The organism is Pseudomonas sp. IT-P12 (assembly GCF_949767465.1).
Taxonomy (GTDB): Bacteria; Pseudomonadota; Gammaproteobacteria; order Pseudomonadales; family Pseudomonadaceae; genus Aquipseudomonas.
Genome location: NZ_CATKPY010000027.1, coordinates 1 through 16590 on the forward strand (window position 1 = coordinate 1; position 16590 = coordinate 16590).

Genomic DNA, 16590 nt, shown 5'->3' on the forward strand with positions numbered 1-16590 from the left:
AAGAACCTTCATGGATTCCTCGTTACTCTCCGGTGAAAAGAAAGTCGCCTAGGCGTACCTGGCGGTTGATGCTCATCGGGCGCAAGGGCACCTCTAAAAACGCCGGCCTTTGTGTCAAGTGATCGCCGCCCATGTTGCACGTGACCGTTCGTCAGTGGTGACTGATCGGTCATTGCATTTAACGGCGTGTAAACTGCGTGGCAAACCCGCGCGGCACATCACCTTGCACTGCCATCGCCCTGTCTTTAGAGGTGCTCTTGAAACCACCAGTCAGCCTACGGCGAGCGCAAAACCGACCGTATCTTGACCGGAACACCTATTCCGGTCAATACGGCAAAATAGCCGTTCATAAGCCGCGTGACTTTGATTTCTGTGGCTTTGAGCCATTTCAAACAAACGTTTGTATTGGACGCTGAGAGTGGTGTAGATATAATGCGCCACCCAGAGAGAAAGGTGGCTCATCGATTGTCCTCTTCCCCGCTCGCGCAGGGATTCATGGATGCGACACCAAACCTCCAATCAGAAAAAAAACCGTTGAGCCTTGAGTAGGAGAAAACCTGTGGAACGCGAATACATGGAATTCGACGTCGTCATCGTCGGTGCCGGCCCCGCTGGTCTTTCCGCTGCCTGCCGATTGAAGCAGAAGGCCGCTGAAGCCGGTAAGGAAATCAGCGTCTGCGTGGTCGAAAAAGGCTCTGAAGTGGGGGCTCACATCCTGTCCGGTGCCGTGTTCGAACCACGCGCCCTGAACGAATTGTTCCCGGACTGGAAAGCACTCGGCGCCCCGCTGAACACGCCGGTCACCCGTGACGACATCTACGTGCTCAAGAACGCTGAAAGCGCGCAGAAAATCCCTGACTTCTTTGTGCCCAAGACCATGCACAACGAAGGCAACTACATCATTTCCCTGGGTAACCTGTGTCGCTGGTTGGCCCAACAGGCCGAGAACCTGGGCGTGGAAATCTACCCAGGCTTCGCCGCCCAGGAAGCGCTGATCGACGAAAACGGCGTGGTGCGCGGGATCATCACCGGCGACCTGGGTGTCGACCGTGAAGGCCATCCCAAAGACGGCCTGTACACACCGGGCATGGAACTGCGTGGCAAGTACACGCTGTTCGCCGAAGGTTGCCGCGGTCACATCGGCAAGCAACTGATCAAGCGCTACAACCTGGACAGCGATGCCGACGCCCAGCACTACGGCATCGGCCTCAAGGAAATCTGGGAAATCGATCCGGCCAAGCATCAGCCTGGCCTGGTGGTGCACACCGCGGGTTGGCCGATGGACATCATGGGCACCGAGAACACCGGTGGCTCGTTCCTCTATCACCTGGAAAACAACCAGGTGTTCGTTGGCCTGATCGTCGATCTTTCCTACAGCAACACCTACCTGTCGCCGTTCGACGAATTCCAGCGCCTCAAGCATCACCCGGTGCTCAAGCAATACCTGGAAGGCGGCAAGCGCATCAGCTACGGCGCCCGCGCGATCTGCAAGGGTGGCCTGAACTCGCTGCCGAAGATGGTGTTCAAGGGCGGTGCACTGATCGGTTGCGACCTCGGCACCCTGAACTTCGCCAAGATCAAGGGCAGCCACACGGCGATGAAGTCGGGCATGCTCGCCGCCGAGTCCGTAGCTGACGCGCTGTTCGCCGACAAGGACGGCAGCGAAGAACTGACCACCTACGTCGATGCGTTCAAGAACAGCTGGCTCCACGAAGAGCTGTTCGGCAGCCGCAACTTCGGCCCCGCCATCCACAAGTTCGGCGCCATCGTCGGCGGCGGTTTCAACTGGCTGGACCAGAACATCTTCGGCGGCAAGCTGCCGTTCACCCTGCACGACAACAAGCCGGACTACGCCTGCCTCAAGCTGGCGGCCGACTGCAAGAAGATCGACTATCCAAAACCCGACGGCAAACTCAGCTTCGACAAGTTGAGCTCGGTGTTCATCTCCGGGACCAACCACGAAGAAGAACAGCCGTGCCACCTGAAGCTGACCGACCCGAGCATTCCGCTCAGCAAGAACCTGCCGCTGTACGACGAACCGGCCCAGCGTTACTGCCCGGCCGGCGTGTATGAAGTGGTGACCCAGGAAGACGGCGAGAAGCGCTTCCAGATCAACGCCCAGAACTGCGTTCACTGCAAGACCTGCGACATCAAGGACCCTGCACAGAACATCACCTGGGTGACACCGGAAGGTGCCGGCGGCCCGACTTACCCGAACATGTAAGCCAACCGCCTGAACATCAAGGCTCCCTGAGGGGGGCCTTTTTGTTGCCCGCGATTCAGGGCACACCACATTGCAGGCGGGCGTGTGTCAGACCTTGAGGCCCAGCTCCGCCGACAGCCGTGCCGTCACACCTTTGATGAGGGGGATCAGCTCGGCCATTTTTTCCAGCGGCATGTACGGCACGGTGCTGGCAATGCTGATGCCGGCCACAATGCGTCGGCTGGCATCGCGGATCGGTGCGGCGACACAGCGGATCGACGGTTCGTTGTCTTCCAGGTCGAAGGCATAGCCGCCCGCCACGTACTCGACCATGCGCTGGCGGAACTGCTCCCAGGATTGCTCCGGGTGTTGCGGCCAGAACTGATTTTTCCCACCGGCCGGCAGACTGACTTCATACAGCCGCTGCCATTCTTCCTGCACATCGTCGAGCATCAGCGCCTTGCCGATCCCGGTACGTGCCAACGGCATGCGATGGCCGACCCGCGAACGCATTTCCGGGCCGTTGCGCCCCGGATTCTTGTGCAGGTAAAGCACCTCGTCACCCTCGCGGATCGCCAGGTGGATGGTGTCACCGGTCAACGCCGACAACTCATCCAGATACGGTCCGGCGAGCGTCACCAGCGGCAGCTCTTCACGGGCCTGAAAACCCAGTTCGATCAACTTCGGCCCCAGCAGATAGCCGATCTGCGGCACCACCCGCAAATAGCGCTCGTCCACCAGGCAGCTGGCCAGGCGATGGGTGGTGCTGCGTGTAGTGCCGATGAGCCGGGCGATTTCCTTGAGATCACGGGCGCCACTGGCCACGGCCTGCACCACACCCAGCCCGCGAAGCAGGGTCTGGGTACCGGTTGGCGCGGCGTCCTTGGTGTTTTTTGCAGCGTCTTCCTGCATATCCAGCCTTTACCGTTGAGCGAGAGAACGGGCGGCATTATGGTCGCCCGGGGGCCACGACTACAACTTGATACGCTCGACCTTCCCTACCAACAAGATGTAGGAAAGTGCACCGATCAATGCCAGAACCGAGATATAGGTAATGGCCGGCGCAAACGAATTACCCGTGGCGAGGAAACCGATGACGATCGGCGTGGCGATGGCCGACAGGTTCCCGATGAAGTTGAACACGCCCCCGGTCAGGCCCAGCAAACGCGCAGGTGCCAGGGTCGAGACCAGCGACCAGGTGATGGACGCCAAGCCGTTGCCGAAGAAGGCCAGTGCGAGGAAGGCAATCACCAGCGGTGTCGACTCGACGAAGTTGGCGCCGATGATCGAGGTGGAAATCAGCAAGCCGCCGATGATCGGCAATTTGCGGGCAAAGCCGACGGTGTACCCGCGGCGGATCAAAAAGTCCGAGAAGAAGCCCGAGCACAGTACGCCCACGAACGCCGCGAGAAACGGCAGCGACGCCAGCAGGCCGGACTTGATGAAGTCCATGCCACGATACTTCACCAGATAGGTCGGGAACCACGTCAGGAAAAACCACAACGTCGAGTTGAGGCAGAACTGTCCGAGGTAGATGCCCCACAGCTTGCGTTTGCTCAGCACGATGCCCAGATCGGTCCAGCTGAATTTGGCCTTGACCCTGGCTTGTTCCGCCTGGATATCCACCAGCCCGCCACCCTCGCGGATCAAGTCGATCTCGGCCTCGTTCGCGCCTTTGAAATCCCGCGGCTCGCGATACACCGCATACCAGATCACCGCCCAGAGAATGCCCACTGCGCCCGTGGTGACAAACACCATGTGCCAGCCAAACTCATGCTGCAACCAGGCCAGGACCGGTGTCAGGAATGCCAACCCGACGAACTGGCCGGACGTGTAGAAACCGATGGCCGTCGCCCGTTCGCGCTCGGGGAACCAGGTGGTGACCACGCGGCTGTTGATCGGGTACGCCGGGGCTTCCAGGGCCCCGACCGCCATGCGCAGGACGAACAACGCGATGAAGCTGCCGGCGAAGCCGAGCATGACCGTGGCAATCGACCACAGCAGCAGTGCCGCGGTGTAGAGGATGCGTGGCGGTACGCGGTCCACCAGCCAGCCGCCGGGGATCTGCATGGCGGCGTACGTCCAGCCGAATGCGGAGAAGATCAGCCCGACGTGAATCGGATCGATCCCCAGGTCGCTGGTCAGCGCCGGGGCGGCAATGGACAGGTTGCTGCGGTCGAGGTAGTTGATCACCACGGTGATGAACAGCAGGACCATGATGAAAAAACGCTTGCGGCTGGGCGTCACCAACGACGCCTGCCCGGTGAGGGTTTGCGGTTGCATGAGGGTGCCTCTTTTTATGTTTATTGAGGTCGGATTTGCAGCGATACACCGCCCCCGGGTGGGAGCAGGATCGCTCCCACCCGGGGCTGTGCTGGATCAGAGGGATCTCACCACTCGGCAAAACTGCCGTCGGCATGGCGCCAGATCGGATTGCGCCAGCGATGGCCGACGGCGGCGCGTTCGATGACGTATTCCTCGTTGATCTCGATCCCCAGGCCCGGGCCGTTGGGGATCTTCACGAAGCCCTGGTCGTAGTCGAACACCCGCGGGTCTTTGACGTAATCGAGCAGGTCGTTGCTCTCGTTGTAGTGAATGCCCAGGCTCTGTTCCTGAATGAACGCGTTGTAGCACGCCGCATCCAGTTGCAGGCAGGCTGCCAGGGCAATCGGCCCCAGCGGGCAATGCAGCGCCAGCGCCACGTCGTAGGCCTCGGCCATGTTGGCGATCTTGCGGGTCTCGGTGATGCCGCCGGCATGGGAGGCGTCGGGCTGAATGATGTCGACGTAGCCTTCGCTCAACACCCGCTTGAAATCCCAGCGCGAGAACAACCGCTCGCCGAGGGCAATCGGCGTGCTGGTCAGGGGTGCCAGTTCCTTCAGTGCTTCGTAGTTTTCGCTGAGCACCGGCTCTTCGATGAACATCAGTTTGTACGGGTCGAGTTCCTTCATCAGCACCTTGGCCATCGGCTTGTGCACCCGGCCATGGAAGTCCACGCCGATGCCGACGTTCGGGCCGACCGCATCACGCACGGCCGCAACGTTGGCCAGGGCCAGGTCGACTTTTTCGAAGGTGTCGAGGAATTGCAGTTCTTCGGTGCCGTTCATTTTCACTGCAGTGAAGCCACGGGATACCGCTTCCTTGGCCGCGCGCGCGGTGTCCGCCGGCCGGTCGCCGCCGATCCAGGAATACACGCGAATCTTGTCCCGCACCTGACCACCGAGCAGATCGCTGACCGACACCCCCAGCGCCTTGCCCTTGATGTCCCACAACGCCTGGTCGATACCCGCCAGCGCGCTCATGTGGATGGCGCCACCACGGTAGAAACCGCCGCGGTACAACACCGTCCAGATGTCTTCGATGTTGCGTGGGTCCTTGCCGATCAGGTAGTCGGACAATTCCTCAACGGCAGCCGCCACGGTGTGGGCGCGGCCTTCAACCACGGGTTCGCCCCATCCGGTCACCCCCTCGTCGGTTTCGACTTTGAGGAAGCACCAGCGCGGCGGAACGATGAAAGTGGTCAGTTTGGTAATTTTCATCTGTTTGTCTCTCTTGTTAGATGCAGCGCTCGCAGCGCCAAAAGTCTTAGCGAAGGGCGTTCCAGGCAGCGACGTAGGCCTTGGCATTGGCCGCCACTTGCTCAGGCGTCATGCCCGGCTTGAACAGCCCGGAACCGAGGCCGAAGCCTTTGACCCCGGCGTCGATGAATACCTGCATGTTGTCCGGCGTGATCCCGCCCACCGGTGCCAGGATGGTTCCGGCCGGCAGCACGGCAAGCCAGGCCTTGACCACCGCCGGCCCCATCTGCTCGGCCGGGAACATCTTCAGCACATCGGCGCCCTCGGCCAGCGCGGCGAAGGCTTCGGTCGGCGTGGCGACACCCGGCGACAGGAACAACCCCGCCGCTTTCGCCGCGCGCAATACCTTGGCATCGCTGTGCGGCATGACAATCACCTGCCCTCCGGCGGCTTTCACCTGCTCCACCTGTTCCGGCGTCAACACCGTACCGGCACCGATCAGGCAATCGGCCGGCAGAGTGGTACGCAGGATGCGGATGCTGTCGTACGGCTCGGGGGAGTTGAGCGGCACTTCGATCACGCGAAATCCAGCGGCATACAGGACTTCGCCGATGGCCGCCGCTTCTTGCGGACGCAGGCCGCGCAGGATGGCGATCAGGCCGTTTTGCGCCAGGGCTTGCTTGAGCATGTCAGACCTCCAGTCAGGTTTAACGGGATGGATGTTGAGAGATCAGTCCGGCGGCAAGCGCCAACTGCCACAAACCGCGCTCGGTGGCTTGTTCGGCCAGCGTCACACGAGAAAAACCGCAGGCGTCCAGGGCCCGGCTGTAGCGAGCGCAGAGTTGGGTGTTGCCAATCAGAATGATTGCCGGCAAATGCACGCTGCAGCGCCGACGACGCAGCACCGCGGCCAATGCACTCAGCTCATGACCGATCAGCAGGCCGGACAGGTAATCCGCTTGAGCGCTGGCGCTGAGTTCGCCGGTCAGCCCGAGGCTGCGGGCACTGAACAGCGTCGACAGCGGGCCGATTTCGCCCTCCGTCGACAACGCGACGTGCACGCCACGGTCGAAGGCGACGCCATCGAAGGGCGCTCCGCGTTGCTGGGTGCGCCCCAGAATGCTGTGGTCACTGAGCACGGCGAAGACTTCGCCGGTCATGAAGGTGTCGAACTGCACGATGCAGCCATCGGCCACTTCTACCCATTTCGAATGGCTGCCCGGCAGGCCGATCAGCAGGTCCTCGGTCGCCGCGACCGGCAGGTTCTGCAACACGCCGAGGACCTGGGTCTCTTCGCCGCGCATTACGTTCGGCAAGCGCGAGCGCTGGATCACACCCGGCACGATATGCACATCGACGCCGCGGACACTGCGCACGGTCTGCAGGGACGTGCCGAGGTTGGCGACGTTCGCGGGCGTGTCGCGGTACGCTGCCTCGCGCCAGCCCTGGGCGCTGCCGACCATGCCGCAGGCAATCACCGGCAAGCCCGGCTGGGCCTCCAGCCAGTCACCGCAGGCCTCATCGAAGGCCAGCTCAAAACCGTCGGTGCACACCCGTCCGGCAATCGTGCGCGGCGTGTGAGGCAGCTGCATGATGCCGCACGACAGCGAACGCTGTTCGAGCACCTGGCCACCTGCTGCGAGTTTGTAAGCACGTAAGGAGGTTGTCCCCCAATCGAGCGCGATCAATTGCGCCAGCATCGCTTCACCTGTTCTGTTTATTGGCAGTGAGTGAGCTGGACTATAAACCTGCCCGGGGCTAAATCTCAATATATAAATATCACTCCCACATATTGGGATAAAGACAAAAAAAGATCGCAATGTTTGGCAGCGCCTGCGGCTGCCGGACATTGCGATCCTCACGTCATCCCAGCGATGACTACTTGCCTTCGGCGAACTCGCGCAACACGGCACCATCCATCCGGTAGCGCACCCACTCCTCCTGGGGCTGCGCACCCAGCGACTTGTAAAAGTCGATGGCCGGCGTATTCCACTCCAGCACGCTCCACTCGAAACGTCCGCAGTCATTGGCACAGGCAATTTTCGCCAGATGGCGCAGCAAGGTCTTGCCCGCGCCGCCACCACGCTGTTCCGGGGTGATGTAGAGGTCTTCGAGGTACAGGCAATTACTGCCGAGCCAGGTCGAGTAACTGAAGAAAAACACGGCGAAACCGATGGGCAGACCGTCGCGTAGGCAGATCAGGCCATGGGCGGTCGCACCTTCGCCAAAGAGGCTGCGCTCGATATCGGCGACACTGGCGATGACTTCGTGGCGAGCACGCTCGTAGTCGGCCAGTTCGGTGATGAACCCGAGGATTTGCGGGGCATCGCTCGGGGTCGCCGGACGGATCTCGATGGTCATGGACGGGCCTTCGTCATCAATGGAAAACGCCATGTTAAGGCGCTGAGCGACGCGCGTCACAGGGATTATTGTGCCCTACCGAACAGGTAACGCCTGCCGCCATTCACCCTGGCATCAATAACCCGGCGCCTTGCATGATGGCTGACCGGGCTGATCACTTTGAACCGTCTGCTCTTGGCTTGTTTCAGGATCGGAACTGCGCAGCGACTGAACCGTTCGTCGTTCATCAGGCACCATCCAAATCAGGGGGGGACCAACATCAGGTAAGGACTTCAATTGAAATGGAGACGACACCATGATCATGTCCCGATTGACCGCCCTCGCCGTCACGGCGCTGTTGTCCTCGACGACCTTCGCTGCCGGTACCGGCCCGACCGATCCGGTCGAGAAGCCCAAGTCCCCCGCCATCCAGAGCGCACCCGGCATCAACACCGATGGCGGCGGCGTCGATCACAACCTGCCACCGTCCACCGGTACCGACCCACGGACCCAGGGTAACGACACGGGCCGTCAAGGTGGCATGAACGTTCCCGACGGCACTCCCGATAACGCCGGCTCCGGCACCGGCTCGAAAACCACCACCGGTGGCTCGGGCTCGGAAGGCGGCGCCAACCAGTGATTCGCCCACGCGAGTAATCCACAGCCATGAAGAGGTAACCATGAACGTTGATGAAAACCTTGAGAAAGAAGTCCTGACCCGATTGCTGCACGCTCACCCAAGCGGCCTGGGCAAGGAGGTCCTGGACAATTACCGGGGGGAGAAAGTCGTGGCCAGCACCCTCGCCACGCTTCAGCAGCGAGGGCTGATCCAGCAGGGTCATGTGGTGTGCAACGAGGCCGGCGAACACTCGTTGAATCTGCCGATCAAACTCAGCGCCGCCGGTGTCGAGGCGGCGCGCAAGCTGGACGTCTGACAGCAGCAAAGTCAGGTCGCCGCCGCACGCGGTGGCGACCCTCGATGCAAACACCAGGAGAAGTCCCATGCCTCGTGGAAGCAAAGACAAATACACCGCCGAGCAAAAACGCAAGGCCGAGCACATTGAAGAAAGTTACGAGCACAAGGGCCTGTCGAAAGAGGAAGCCGAAGCACGCGCCTGGGCCACGGTCAACAAACAGTCGGGCGGTGGTGAGCGCAGTGGTGGTTCGGGCCGCAGGAAACCGGCGCAGGCCAAGTCCGAAGCCCGCAAGGAATCGTCACGGCGTGCGGCCGCCAGCCGTGAAGGGCATCCGCGTGACAGCACGGCATCGCGGGAGAAGCAGACCGTTGAAAGTTTAAGAAAGGACGCCTCGGCGAAGAAGATTCCCGGGCGTTCAAGCATGCGTAAGCAGGCGTTGATTGAAGCGTTGCGCAAAGCTGAATGAGCGACACGGACTGCCCTTCGCGAGCAGACTCGCTGCTACAGTGCGACCGGCATTGTGCCTCGTTGCAGTGTAGGAGCGAGCCTGCTCGCGAAGGCGATCGCCTAGCCGCCTGAAGTCTGGCTGATCAACGCATCCACCTCAGCCGTGCCCGGCGAAGTCGCCGGACCCCAGCGCGTCACCGCCAACGCCGCTGCGGCATTGGCCCGTCGTGCCGCTTCGAGCGCCGGCAACCCTTGCGCCAACCCGGCCACGAATACCCCGGCATGGGCATCCCCCGCGCCATTGCTGTCCACCGCATCGACCTCGAACCCCGGCACATGCTGACGCGCGCCACGCTGACTGATCCAGCAGCCCTGAGGCCCATCCCGGACCACCAGCAACACCTCCGGCGACAACAATCCGGCCAGCCGATCCAGGGCGCCGCCCATGTCCGCAGCCCCGGTCACCTTCAGCGCTTCGACACTGTTGCTGGTCCACACATCGATGCGCGGCAACAAGGCCTGCAACAATGGCCCGTCTGGTGAGTCCACCAGCGGGCCCGGGTCGAACACCACGTTGACGGCGGCGGGCAACCCCAGCACCCAATCGAGCAGCGCCTGGGCCTTGCCGACCTGCACCAGGCTGTAGCCACTGACGTAGACATAGTCACCCGCCAGGGCCGGCACGCTGGCCAGTTCCTCGGCACTCACCTCGCCTTCCGCGCCGATGTAGGAAATGAAACTGCGCTCGGCGCAGGCATCTGTCACCGCCACGCAGAGGCCGGTATCCCGTACGGCAGGTTGGGCGATGCCAAGGCGAATGCCCTCAGCCTTCATCGCGTCCCGGGCCAGGTCGCCAAAACGGCCGGTGCCATGGCGCCCGAGGTAGACCACCGACAAGCCATTGCGCTGCGCGGCGGCCATCACGTTGAAACCGCCGCCGGCTTCGAAAACGGCGGACTGCGCCAGCACATCGCCACCCGGCGCGGGCAAGTGGTCGACGGCCATGACCAGGTCAATGATGACCTGGCCGGTGTGTAACATCTTAGGCATGAGCATTCTCGATCAACGCGGCACGACGATCCCTGGCCCCGCCCAGTGCAAGGTAAATTCCGCCCGCCACCAGGAACGTCACGATCCAGCCGAGACCGTTATGGCCCAGCCACGAATCGGACAGCCAGCCACGGAACCACACGGTCTGCTCGGTGGTGCCGATGGTGGTGAAGCTGAAACCCAGCACGATCGCCACCGCCCACGCGCCGAACGCGCGCCACTCGACGCCGCCGCGATACCAGTAGGCACTGCTCGGGCTGACGTCCAGCAGGTCGGTCGGGCTGTAGTAATGACGATGAATCAGGTCGACGACGAAAATTCCGACCCACGCGGTGATCGGCACTGCCAGCAAGGAAATGAAGGTAATGAACGGGCCGTAGAAACTGTCAGCGATCAGCATGAAGTAGATCGAACCGGCGAAGATCGCCACGATATCGACCACCACCGCGTACACGCGCTTGACCTTCAAACCCAGGGTCAGGGTGGTCAGGCCGGCGGAGTACACCGACAGGTTGTTCGACAGCAGCAAGCCGCCGAACGCGGTGATCAGGTACGGCACGGCCATCCAGGTCGGCAACATGTCGCGGATCGCGACGATCGGGTCGGTGGCCGACGCCAGGTCGTTGTTGCCCACCGACAACAGACCGCCCAGGGTGATCAGCAGCACCAGCGGGATCCCCGCACCGAACGCCGCCGATGCCACCAGGCGCACGGCCTTGACGCTGCGGTGCTGATAACGCGACATGTCGGCCCCGGCGTTGGCCCAACCGATGCCGGTGCCGGCGGCCATGGTGCCGATGCCGATGATCATCGCGCTCATGGGCGCAGGCGTGGCGTTGAACACGGCGCTCCAGTCGATGGTGGCGCAGAGAAACCCGCCGACCAGGATGTTCAGCGCACCGAACACATAGGTGGCCCACTTCTGGATCACCAGCAGCGTCGCGTGGCCGAGGCCCGACACCGACAAGGTCAGCAGCACGAAAATCGCGATGAAGATCAGGGTCAGCAGCGGCGCACTTTTCGCTTCCACCGGCGAGCCGAACAGGATCGAGCACAGCGACAGCAGCACGAAGGCCGCCGTGGTGGTGTTGACGGTTTCCCAGCCCAGTCGCGACATCAGCGAAACCAGCGTCGGGCCGATGTTGCCGCGCACCCCGAAGATCGCCCGCGACAGCGTCAGGCTCGGCGCACGCCCCCGGCGACCGGCAATGGAAATGATCCCGACCACCGCAAAGGAACCGGCGGCACCGAGGATCGCGACGATGATCGCCTGCCAGATTGCCAACCCGCGAAATGCCACCAGCGTGGCCCCCAGCGGCAGGCCGAGGATGGAAATGTTGGCGGCGAACCAGACCCAGAACAGCTGCAGCGGATGACCGTTGCACTCCGCTTCCGGCACCGGCTCGATACCCCGGGTTTCCAGTTGCCCGGCGCTTTGCCCGGCGGATGATGAACTCATGTGAAAGTGCTCCTGTTGCCATTTTTGTGGTTGTGGGCAATGCGGAAGTCGACAAAACATGCCGGCCGTCCTGGCCGTGTTGTGCGTTCCGTTGCGGTTGAAAAATAAATAGGCGGCGCGGCCTTCGCGAGCAAGCCCGCTCCCACACTGGATCTTCGTTGAGCCTGTAGGAGCGGGCTTGCCGGCGAAGGCGTCGGCCCGTCAGCGCAGGGCGAGAAGCCCTTGCACCAGAGGTTCCAGCTCCAACCCGTTGACGGCCTTGACCTGTTCGATCATCGCCGCAGGCCAGCTCTCAAGCCCCAGGCAGGCCCCGAGCATGGCGCCGAGAATCGCCGCGATGGTATCAGTGTCGCCACCAAGACTGGCAGCCATGCACACTGCATCGAAGGCATTCATTTCGCCGATGGCGACCTGTTGCGCCAGGGCGAACGATACGACCACCGACTCCTGGGACGCCACCGAAGTGCCGATCACGTCGTACAGCAGGTCAGCCAACAGCGCCTTGTCACGCTCGACGCTGATGCAGCGCGCCCAACTGATTCGCGAGGCCATGCGTCCACCCGCGACCCAGTGGCCATGTTCCTCGGCTTGCAGGGCGATGTGCTGGCCGAGATTCAACGCCTCGCCCAGGTCCATGCCATTGATGCCGGCCGAGACCACGGCCGCCACCGCCGCTGCACTGGAAATGCCCAGCGTGGTGTTATGGGTGACCTGGCAGGCCTGCACCACGGCCGCGATGAAGCGCCGTGGATCGGCGACGTCGGCGGCGATCCCGACCGGGGTGATGCGCATTGCCGCACCGTTGGTGGTGCCATAGCGCCCCGCCTCCTCGGGCGAATGGCCGGCGAGGATCATCTCGATGGCGCGTTTGGTCGAAGGGCCGAGCAAATCCTGCGACCCCTTGGCCTGCATCACGGCCTCCCATTCGATCAGTCGCTGCGCCAGCACCGAAGGCTCGATGTTGCCCCGGCCATCGATCAACAATTGACCGACCAGAATCGCCTGCTCGGTGTCGTCGGTGATCGAGCCTCTGGGCATGTTGGCGGCGATCGGCTGATGGGGGCCGGCGTCTTCCAGACGGGTGATGTCACCGAAACGTGCCTGGATCTCGGCGCGGCTCAGGGATTGGGTCGGCATGCCCAGCGCGTCGCCCAGGGCCAGGCCATAAAACGCGCCGAGGGCACGATTGAGCGCGGTCATTGCGGATTCCCAAACTGCAGGTGCAAGCGAAAGTGCACGGGATCGAGCAGGCTTTCGACCTGCTCCATGAAACGGTTCTGCCGGTCGTAGGTGGTCCGCAGGGCCTTGAGGAACACGGTGCCGGTCGCACGCCCGAGCAGTTCGGCGTCTTCGGCGCTCAAGGGTTCGGCGCCGATCCATTGATCGCCGCGTTCGCCGATATAGCCATAGGCGGCCAGGGTGATGGTCAGGGAATTGTCGATCAGGCCGACACGCGGCAGGCTTTCCAGGCCGCCGGTGGCCGGCATCAATGAACGCTCGAGGGAAACCAGCGTACCGTCGTTGGCACGACGGCGACGGTCAAGGGTGATGAATTGGTCGGTACCGAAACGCGACAGCAGGTCAGGCCGCGTGACCGCCTCCAGCCGCAGCACTTCGGTGTTGACCAGCGCCCCGCTGTCGGCCAGCGCCTGCGCCCAGCCGCTGCGCTGGTCGAGCACTACGCCGTCGAAGGTGACGATGGAACCTACCCCGCTTTGCGTCGCGATGTACTTGCGCCGTTTCAGTTCGGCCAGCGCCTCACGCAGCGTGCCGCGGCTGACCTTGAATTCCTGAGCCAACTGATGCTCGCCCGGCAACAGAAAGCCGTCCTCCAGGAGGCCGCTTTCGATGCGCCGGATGAGCTCGTCGACCACCCGTTGTTTTTTGTCAAATCGTACCTGTCTAATCATGTACAAATTGAACATGAAAGCATTGGCAGCGGGCAAGGGATTTTTGCGGGAGATGACAGAAGGCGGGGGGACAGCACTTGTGGGAGCGGGCTTGCTCGCGAAGGCGGCCTGTCAGTCAACGTATCGGTTGGCTGATCTACCGCTTTCGCGAGCAAGCCCGCTCCCACAGGGGGATTTGAGGGTGACTAGCGTTGCTTGAGCCGGTCGATCACCACTGCCAGCAGCAGGATCGAACCGCGAATCACATACTGGTAAAAGGTATCGATGTTCTTCAGGTTCATCGCATTCTCGATGATCGCCAGAATCAGCACGCCGGCGATCACATGGCGGATCATGCCGATCCCGCCGCTCAGCGAAACCCCGCCCAGCACGCACGCCGAAATCACCGTCAACTCGAACCCCTGGCCAATCATCGGCTGGCCCGAGGTCATGCGCGAGGCCAGGATCACCCCGGCCAGCGCACCGATCACGCCATGCACGGCGAAGATGATGATCTTGGTCCGGTCCACATTGACCCCGGCCAGCAGCGCGGCTTCCTGGTTGCCGCCGATGGCCATGGTGTTGCGCCCGTAGGTGGTGTAATTCAGCAGCCAGCCGAAAAACAGGAAGCAGACGATGGTGATCAGGATCGGCACCGGCACCCCGAACAGCTGGCCATTGCCGTAGACGAAGAACGATTCCTGAGAAACGCCCACCGCTTTGCCGTTGGCGAAGATGTAGGCCAGGCCGCGCACGATCTGCATGGTCGCCAGTGTGGTGATCAACGCATTGACCCGCAGCTTGGCGATCACGATGCCGTTGATCAGCCCGACGATCAGCCCCATGCACAACGCCGCCGAGACACCGAGAAACACGCTGTCGGTGTCTCGCATCACCACCGCCGCCACCACCCCGGCACAGGCAATCACCGAGCCCACCGACAAGTCGAAATGACCCGAGGCCAGGCAATACAACATGGTGCATGCGGCAATGCCGGTGGTCGAAATGGCCAGGCCCAGGCCGCGCATGTTCAGCGGCGAGAGGAAGTTGTCGATCAGCAGAGTGCAGAGCACGAAGATCCCGACCGCTGCCGCCAGCATGGCCCAGTCATCGAGAAAGCGTCTCAGGTCCAGCGGTTTGCGCGCCGTCGGCAAGGTTTCGTTTTGGGTTGTCATCATAGTCACCTCTCAGTTCGCCACGCCGTCAGCGCGTTGGCGCGGCAAAGCCAGTTGCAGCAGGTTGGATTCATTGGCCTGTTCGCGGCTCAGCTCGCCGCGCATCGCCCCTTCGCACATCACCAGGATGCGGTCGGAAATGCCCATCACTTCCATCAAGTCACTGGACACCACGATTACGGCAATGCCGCTGGCAGCCAGGTTGTGGATGATCTGATAGATCTCGGCCTTGGCACCGATGTCGATGCCACGGGTGGGCTCGTCGAGCAGCAGCACCTTCATCGGCATCGACAGCCAGCGGCCGAGAATCGCCTTCTGCTGATTGCCGCCGGACAGGAACTTAATCTGTTGCCCGGCGTGGGGCGTCTTCACCCTCAAGGCCTTGATCTGTTTGTCGGCATTGTCCTTTTCCCAGAGCCCGCGAATCAGGCAGCGGAATCCGGCATGGGCCGGACGCGCGCTGATGTTGATGTTCTCGGCGACGCTGCCCAGCGGAATGATGCCCTCCTTCTTGCGGTCCTCCGGGCACAGCAGGATGCCGGCGGCAATCGCGTCCCGAGGCGAACGCAGTTTCAGTTCATGACCCCGCAACTCCAGGCGACCGGCGCTGCTGCGCTCCAGGCCACTGAGCAAACGGAACAGCTCCGTACGCCCGGCGCCGACCAGACCGAACAACCCGAGGATCTCGCCCTTGTGCGCGTCGAAGCTCATCGGCTCGCGCAATCCCGGCCCCTGCAGGCCGTCGACCCGCAAGGCCACAGCCCCCCGCTTGCGCGGGCGGTAATCGTAGATGTCCTGGATATCGCGACCGACCATGCAGGTGACCAACTGGTCGTGGGTCAGCTCGTTCATGTCCTCGAAGGTGCGCACGTAGCGGCCGTCCTTGAACACCGTCACGGCATTGCAGATGCGGAAGACTTCTTCCATGCGATGGGAAACGTAGAGCACCACTTTGCCCTCGTCGCGCAGGCGGCCGATGATCGCCATCAAGCGATCGATCTCCCGCGCCGAGAGGCTGCTGGTCGGTTCGTCGAAGGCAATCACGTGCGCACCACGGGACAATGCCTTGGCGATCTCCACCAGTTGACGCTGCCCCAGGGACAGGCGCCCGACCTTCTGCTGCGGGTCGATTTCATCGGCCAGGCCCTTGAGACAGGCCAACGCTCGCTGACGCAGTGCGCCGCGGTTGATCAGGCCGAAACGGGCGGGCAGATGGCCGAGAAAGAGGTTTTCCGCCACGGTCATTTCCGGCACCAGGTGCAGCTCCTGATGGATCACCGCGACCCCGCAAGCGATGCTGTCGGCCGTGGACTTGAAGGCCATCGTCCGCTCACCGATGTGCAATTCACCGCTGCTGGGGATATAGGCGCCACCGAGAATTTTCAGCAGCGTCGACTTGCCGGCACCGTTCTCGCCCATCAGGGCATGCACTTGGCCCGGATGCGCGACGAAGCTGATGCCATCCAGCGCCTTCACGCCGGGAAAGGTCTTGCCGATCCCGTCGAAGCGCAAACTGCCGCCGACGCTGTCATGTTGTGTCTGTACTTGCGCGTGCATAAAACACCTCTTCCCACGGATCGGGCAGCCCCGTC

Annotated in this window: 16 protein-coding genes; 4 read left to right on the forward strand and 12 right to left on the reverse strand. The window is 62.4% G+C overall.

Annotated features, from left to right (window positions below):
- Positions 1 to 559 precede the first annotated feature (559 nt).
- Complete coding sequence (locus ACM6IM_RS26795; RefSeq protein ID WP_414866769.1) at positions 560 to 2224, forward strand: electron transfer flavoprotein-ubiquinone oxidoreductase; 1665 nt, start codon at positions 560 to 562, stop codon at positions 2222 to 2224.
- An 87-nt stretch (positions 2225 to 2311) separates the two neighbouring features.
- On the opposite strand, the gene ACM6IM_RS26800 is transcribed toward ACM6IM_RS26795, so the two are convergent.
- The 6 genes from ACM6IM_RS26800 to ACM6IM_RS26825 form a co-directional block, all read right to left on the reverse strand.
- Complete coding sequence (locus ACM6IM_RS26800) at positions 2312 to 3115, reverse strand: IclR family transcriptional regulator (protein WP_414866770.1); 804 nt, start codon at positions 3113 to 3115, stop codon at positions 2312 to 2314.
- Positions 3116 to 3175: 60 nt separating this feature from the next.
- Positions 3176 to 4486, reverse strand: a complete 1311-nt coding sequence (locus ACM6IM_RS26805; RefSeq protein ID WP_414866771.1) for an MFS transporter — start codon at positions 4484 to 4486, stop codon at positions 3176 to 3178.
- A 107-nt stretch (positions 4487 to 4593) separates the two neighbouring features.
- Positions 4594 to 5742, reverse strand: coding sequence for a galactonate dehydratase (dgoD, locus tag ACM6IM_RS26810; RefSeq protein WP_016770960.1), 1149 nt, complete (start codon positions 5740 to 5742; stop codon positions 4594 to 4596).
- Positions 5743 to 5788: 46 nt separating this feature from the next.
- Complete coding sequence (locus ACM6IM_RS26815; RefSeq protein ID WP_414866772.1) at positions 5789 to 6409, reverse strand: 2-dehydro-3-deoxy-6-phosphogalactonate aldolase; 621 nt, start codon at positions 6407 to 6409, stop codon at positions 5789 to 5791.
- A 19-nt stretch (positions 6410 to 6428) separates the two neighbouring features.
- On the reverse strand, positions 6429 to 7421 hold the full coding sequence (locus ACM6IM_RS26820) for a 2-dehydro-3-deoxygalactonokinase (RefSeq protein ID WP_192306074.1): 993 nt from the start codon (positions 7419 to 7421) through the stop codon (positions 6429 to 6431).
- A 178-nt stretch (positions 7422 to 7599) separates the two neighbouring features.
- Positions 7600 to 8082: a GNAT family N-acetyltransferase gene (locus ACM6IM_RS26825; protein ID WP_414866915.1), complete on the reverse strand. Its 483-nt coding sequence runs from the start codon at positions 8080 to 8082 to the stop codon at positions 7600 to 7602.
- 295 nt (positions 8083 to 8377) lie between these two features.
- On the opposite strand from ACM6IM_RS26825, the gene ACM6IM_RS26830 reads away from it, so the two are divergent.
- From ACM6IM_RS26830 to ACM6IM_RS26840, 3 genes are all read left to right on the forward strand, one after another.
- A complete protein-coding gene (locus ACM6IM_RS26830; protein WP_414866773.1) occupies positions 8378 to 8701 on the forward strand; it encodes a hypothetical protein in 324 nt (107 codons plus the stop codon).
- A gap of 40 nt (positions 8702 to 8741) precedes the next feature.
- Positions 8742 to 8996, forward strand: coding sequence for a hypothetical protein (locus ACM6IM_RS26835; protein WP_192306071.1), 255 nt, complete (start codon positions 8742 to 8744; stop codon positions 8994 to 8996).
- 67 nt (positions 8997 to 9063) lie between these two features.
- On the forward strand, positions 9064 to 9444 hold the full coding sequence (locus ACM6IM_RS26840) for a Rho termination factor N-terminal domain-containing protein (RefSeq protein ID WP_192306069.1): 381 nt from the start codon (positions 9064 to 9066) through the stop codon (positions 9442 to 9444).
- 101 nt (positions 9445 to 9545) lie between these two features.
- On the opposite strand, the gene ACM6IM_RS26845 is transcribed toward ACM6IM_RS26840, so the two are convergent.
- The 6 genes from ACM6IM_RS26845 to araG all read right to left on the reverse strand — a co-directional run bounded on the left by ACM6IM_RS26845 (position 9546) and on the right by araG (position 16555).
- Positions 9546 to 10475, reverse strand: coding sequence for a PfkB family carbohydrate kinase (locus ACM6IM_RS26845; protein WP_414866774.1), 930 nt, complete (start codon positions 10473 to 10475; stop codon positions 9546 to 9548).
- Positions 10468 to 11934: a purine-cytosine permease family protein gene (locus ACM6IM_RS26850; RefSeq protein WP_192306066.1), complete on the reverse strand. Its 1467-nt coding sequence runs from the start codon at positions 11932 to 11934 to the stop codon at positions 10468 to 10470. The genes ACM6IM_RS26845 and ACM6IM_RS26850 overlap by 8 nt, the downstream gene beginning before the upstream one ends.
- A gap of 201 nt (positions 11935 to 12135) precedes the next feature.
- Positions 12136 to 13134 (reverse strand): ADP-ribosylglycohydrolase family protein, encoded by a 999-nt coding sequence (locus ACM6IM_RS26855; protein ID WP_414866775.1) that lies wholly within the window; start codon positions 13132 to 13134, stop codon positions 12136 to 12138.
- Positions 13131 to 13844: a GntR family transcriptional regulator gene (locus ACM6IM_RS26860; protein ID WP_192306062.1), complete on the reverse strand. Its 714-nt coding sequence runs from the start codon at positions 13842 to 13844 to the stop codon at positions 13131 to 13133. The genes ACM6IM_RS26855 and ACM6IM_RS26860 overlap by 4 nt, the downstream gene beginning before the upstream one ends.
- A gap of 185 nt (positions 13845 to 14029) precedes the next feature.
- A complete protein-coding gene (gene araH, locus ACM6IM_RS26865; RefSeq protein WP_192306060.1) occupies positions 14030 to 14998 on the reverse strand; it encodes an L-arabinose ABC transporter permease AraH in 969 nt (322 codons plus the stop codon).
- A gap of 12 nt (positions 14999 to 15010) precedes the next feature.
- Positions 15011 to 16555 carry an L-arabinose ABC transporter ATP-binding protein AraG gene (araG, locus tag ACM6IM_RS26870; RefSeq protein WP_414866776.1) on the reverse strand — a complete coding sequence of 515 codons (1545 nt, stop codon included), beginning with the start codon at positions 16553 to 16555 and terminating at the stop codon, positions 15011 to 15013.
- Positions 16556 to 16590 lie beyond the last annotated feature (35 nt).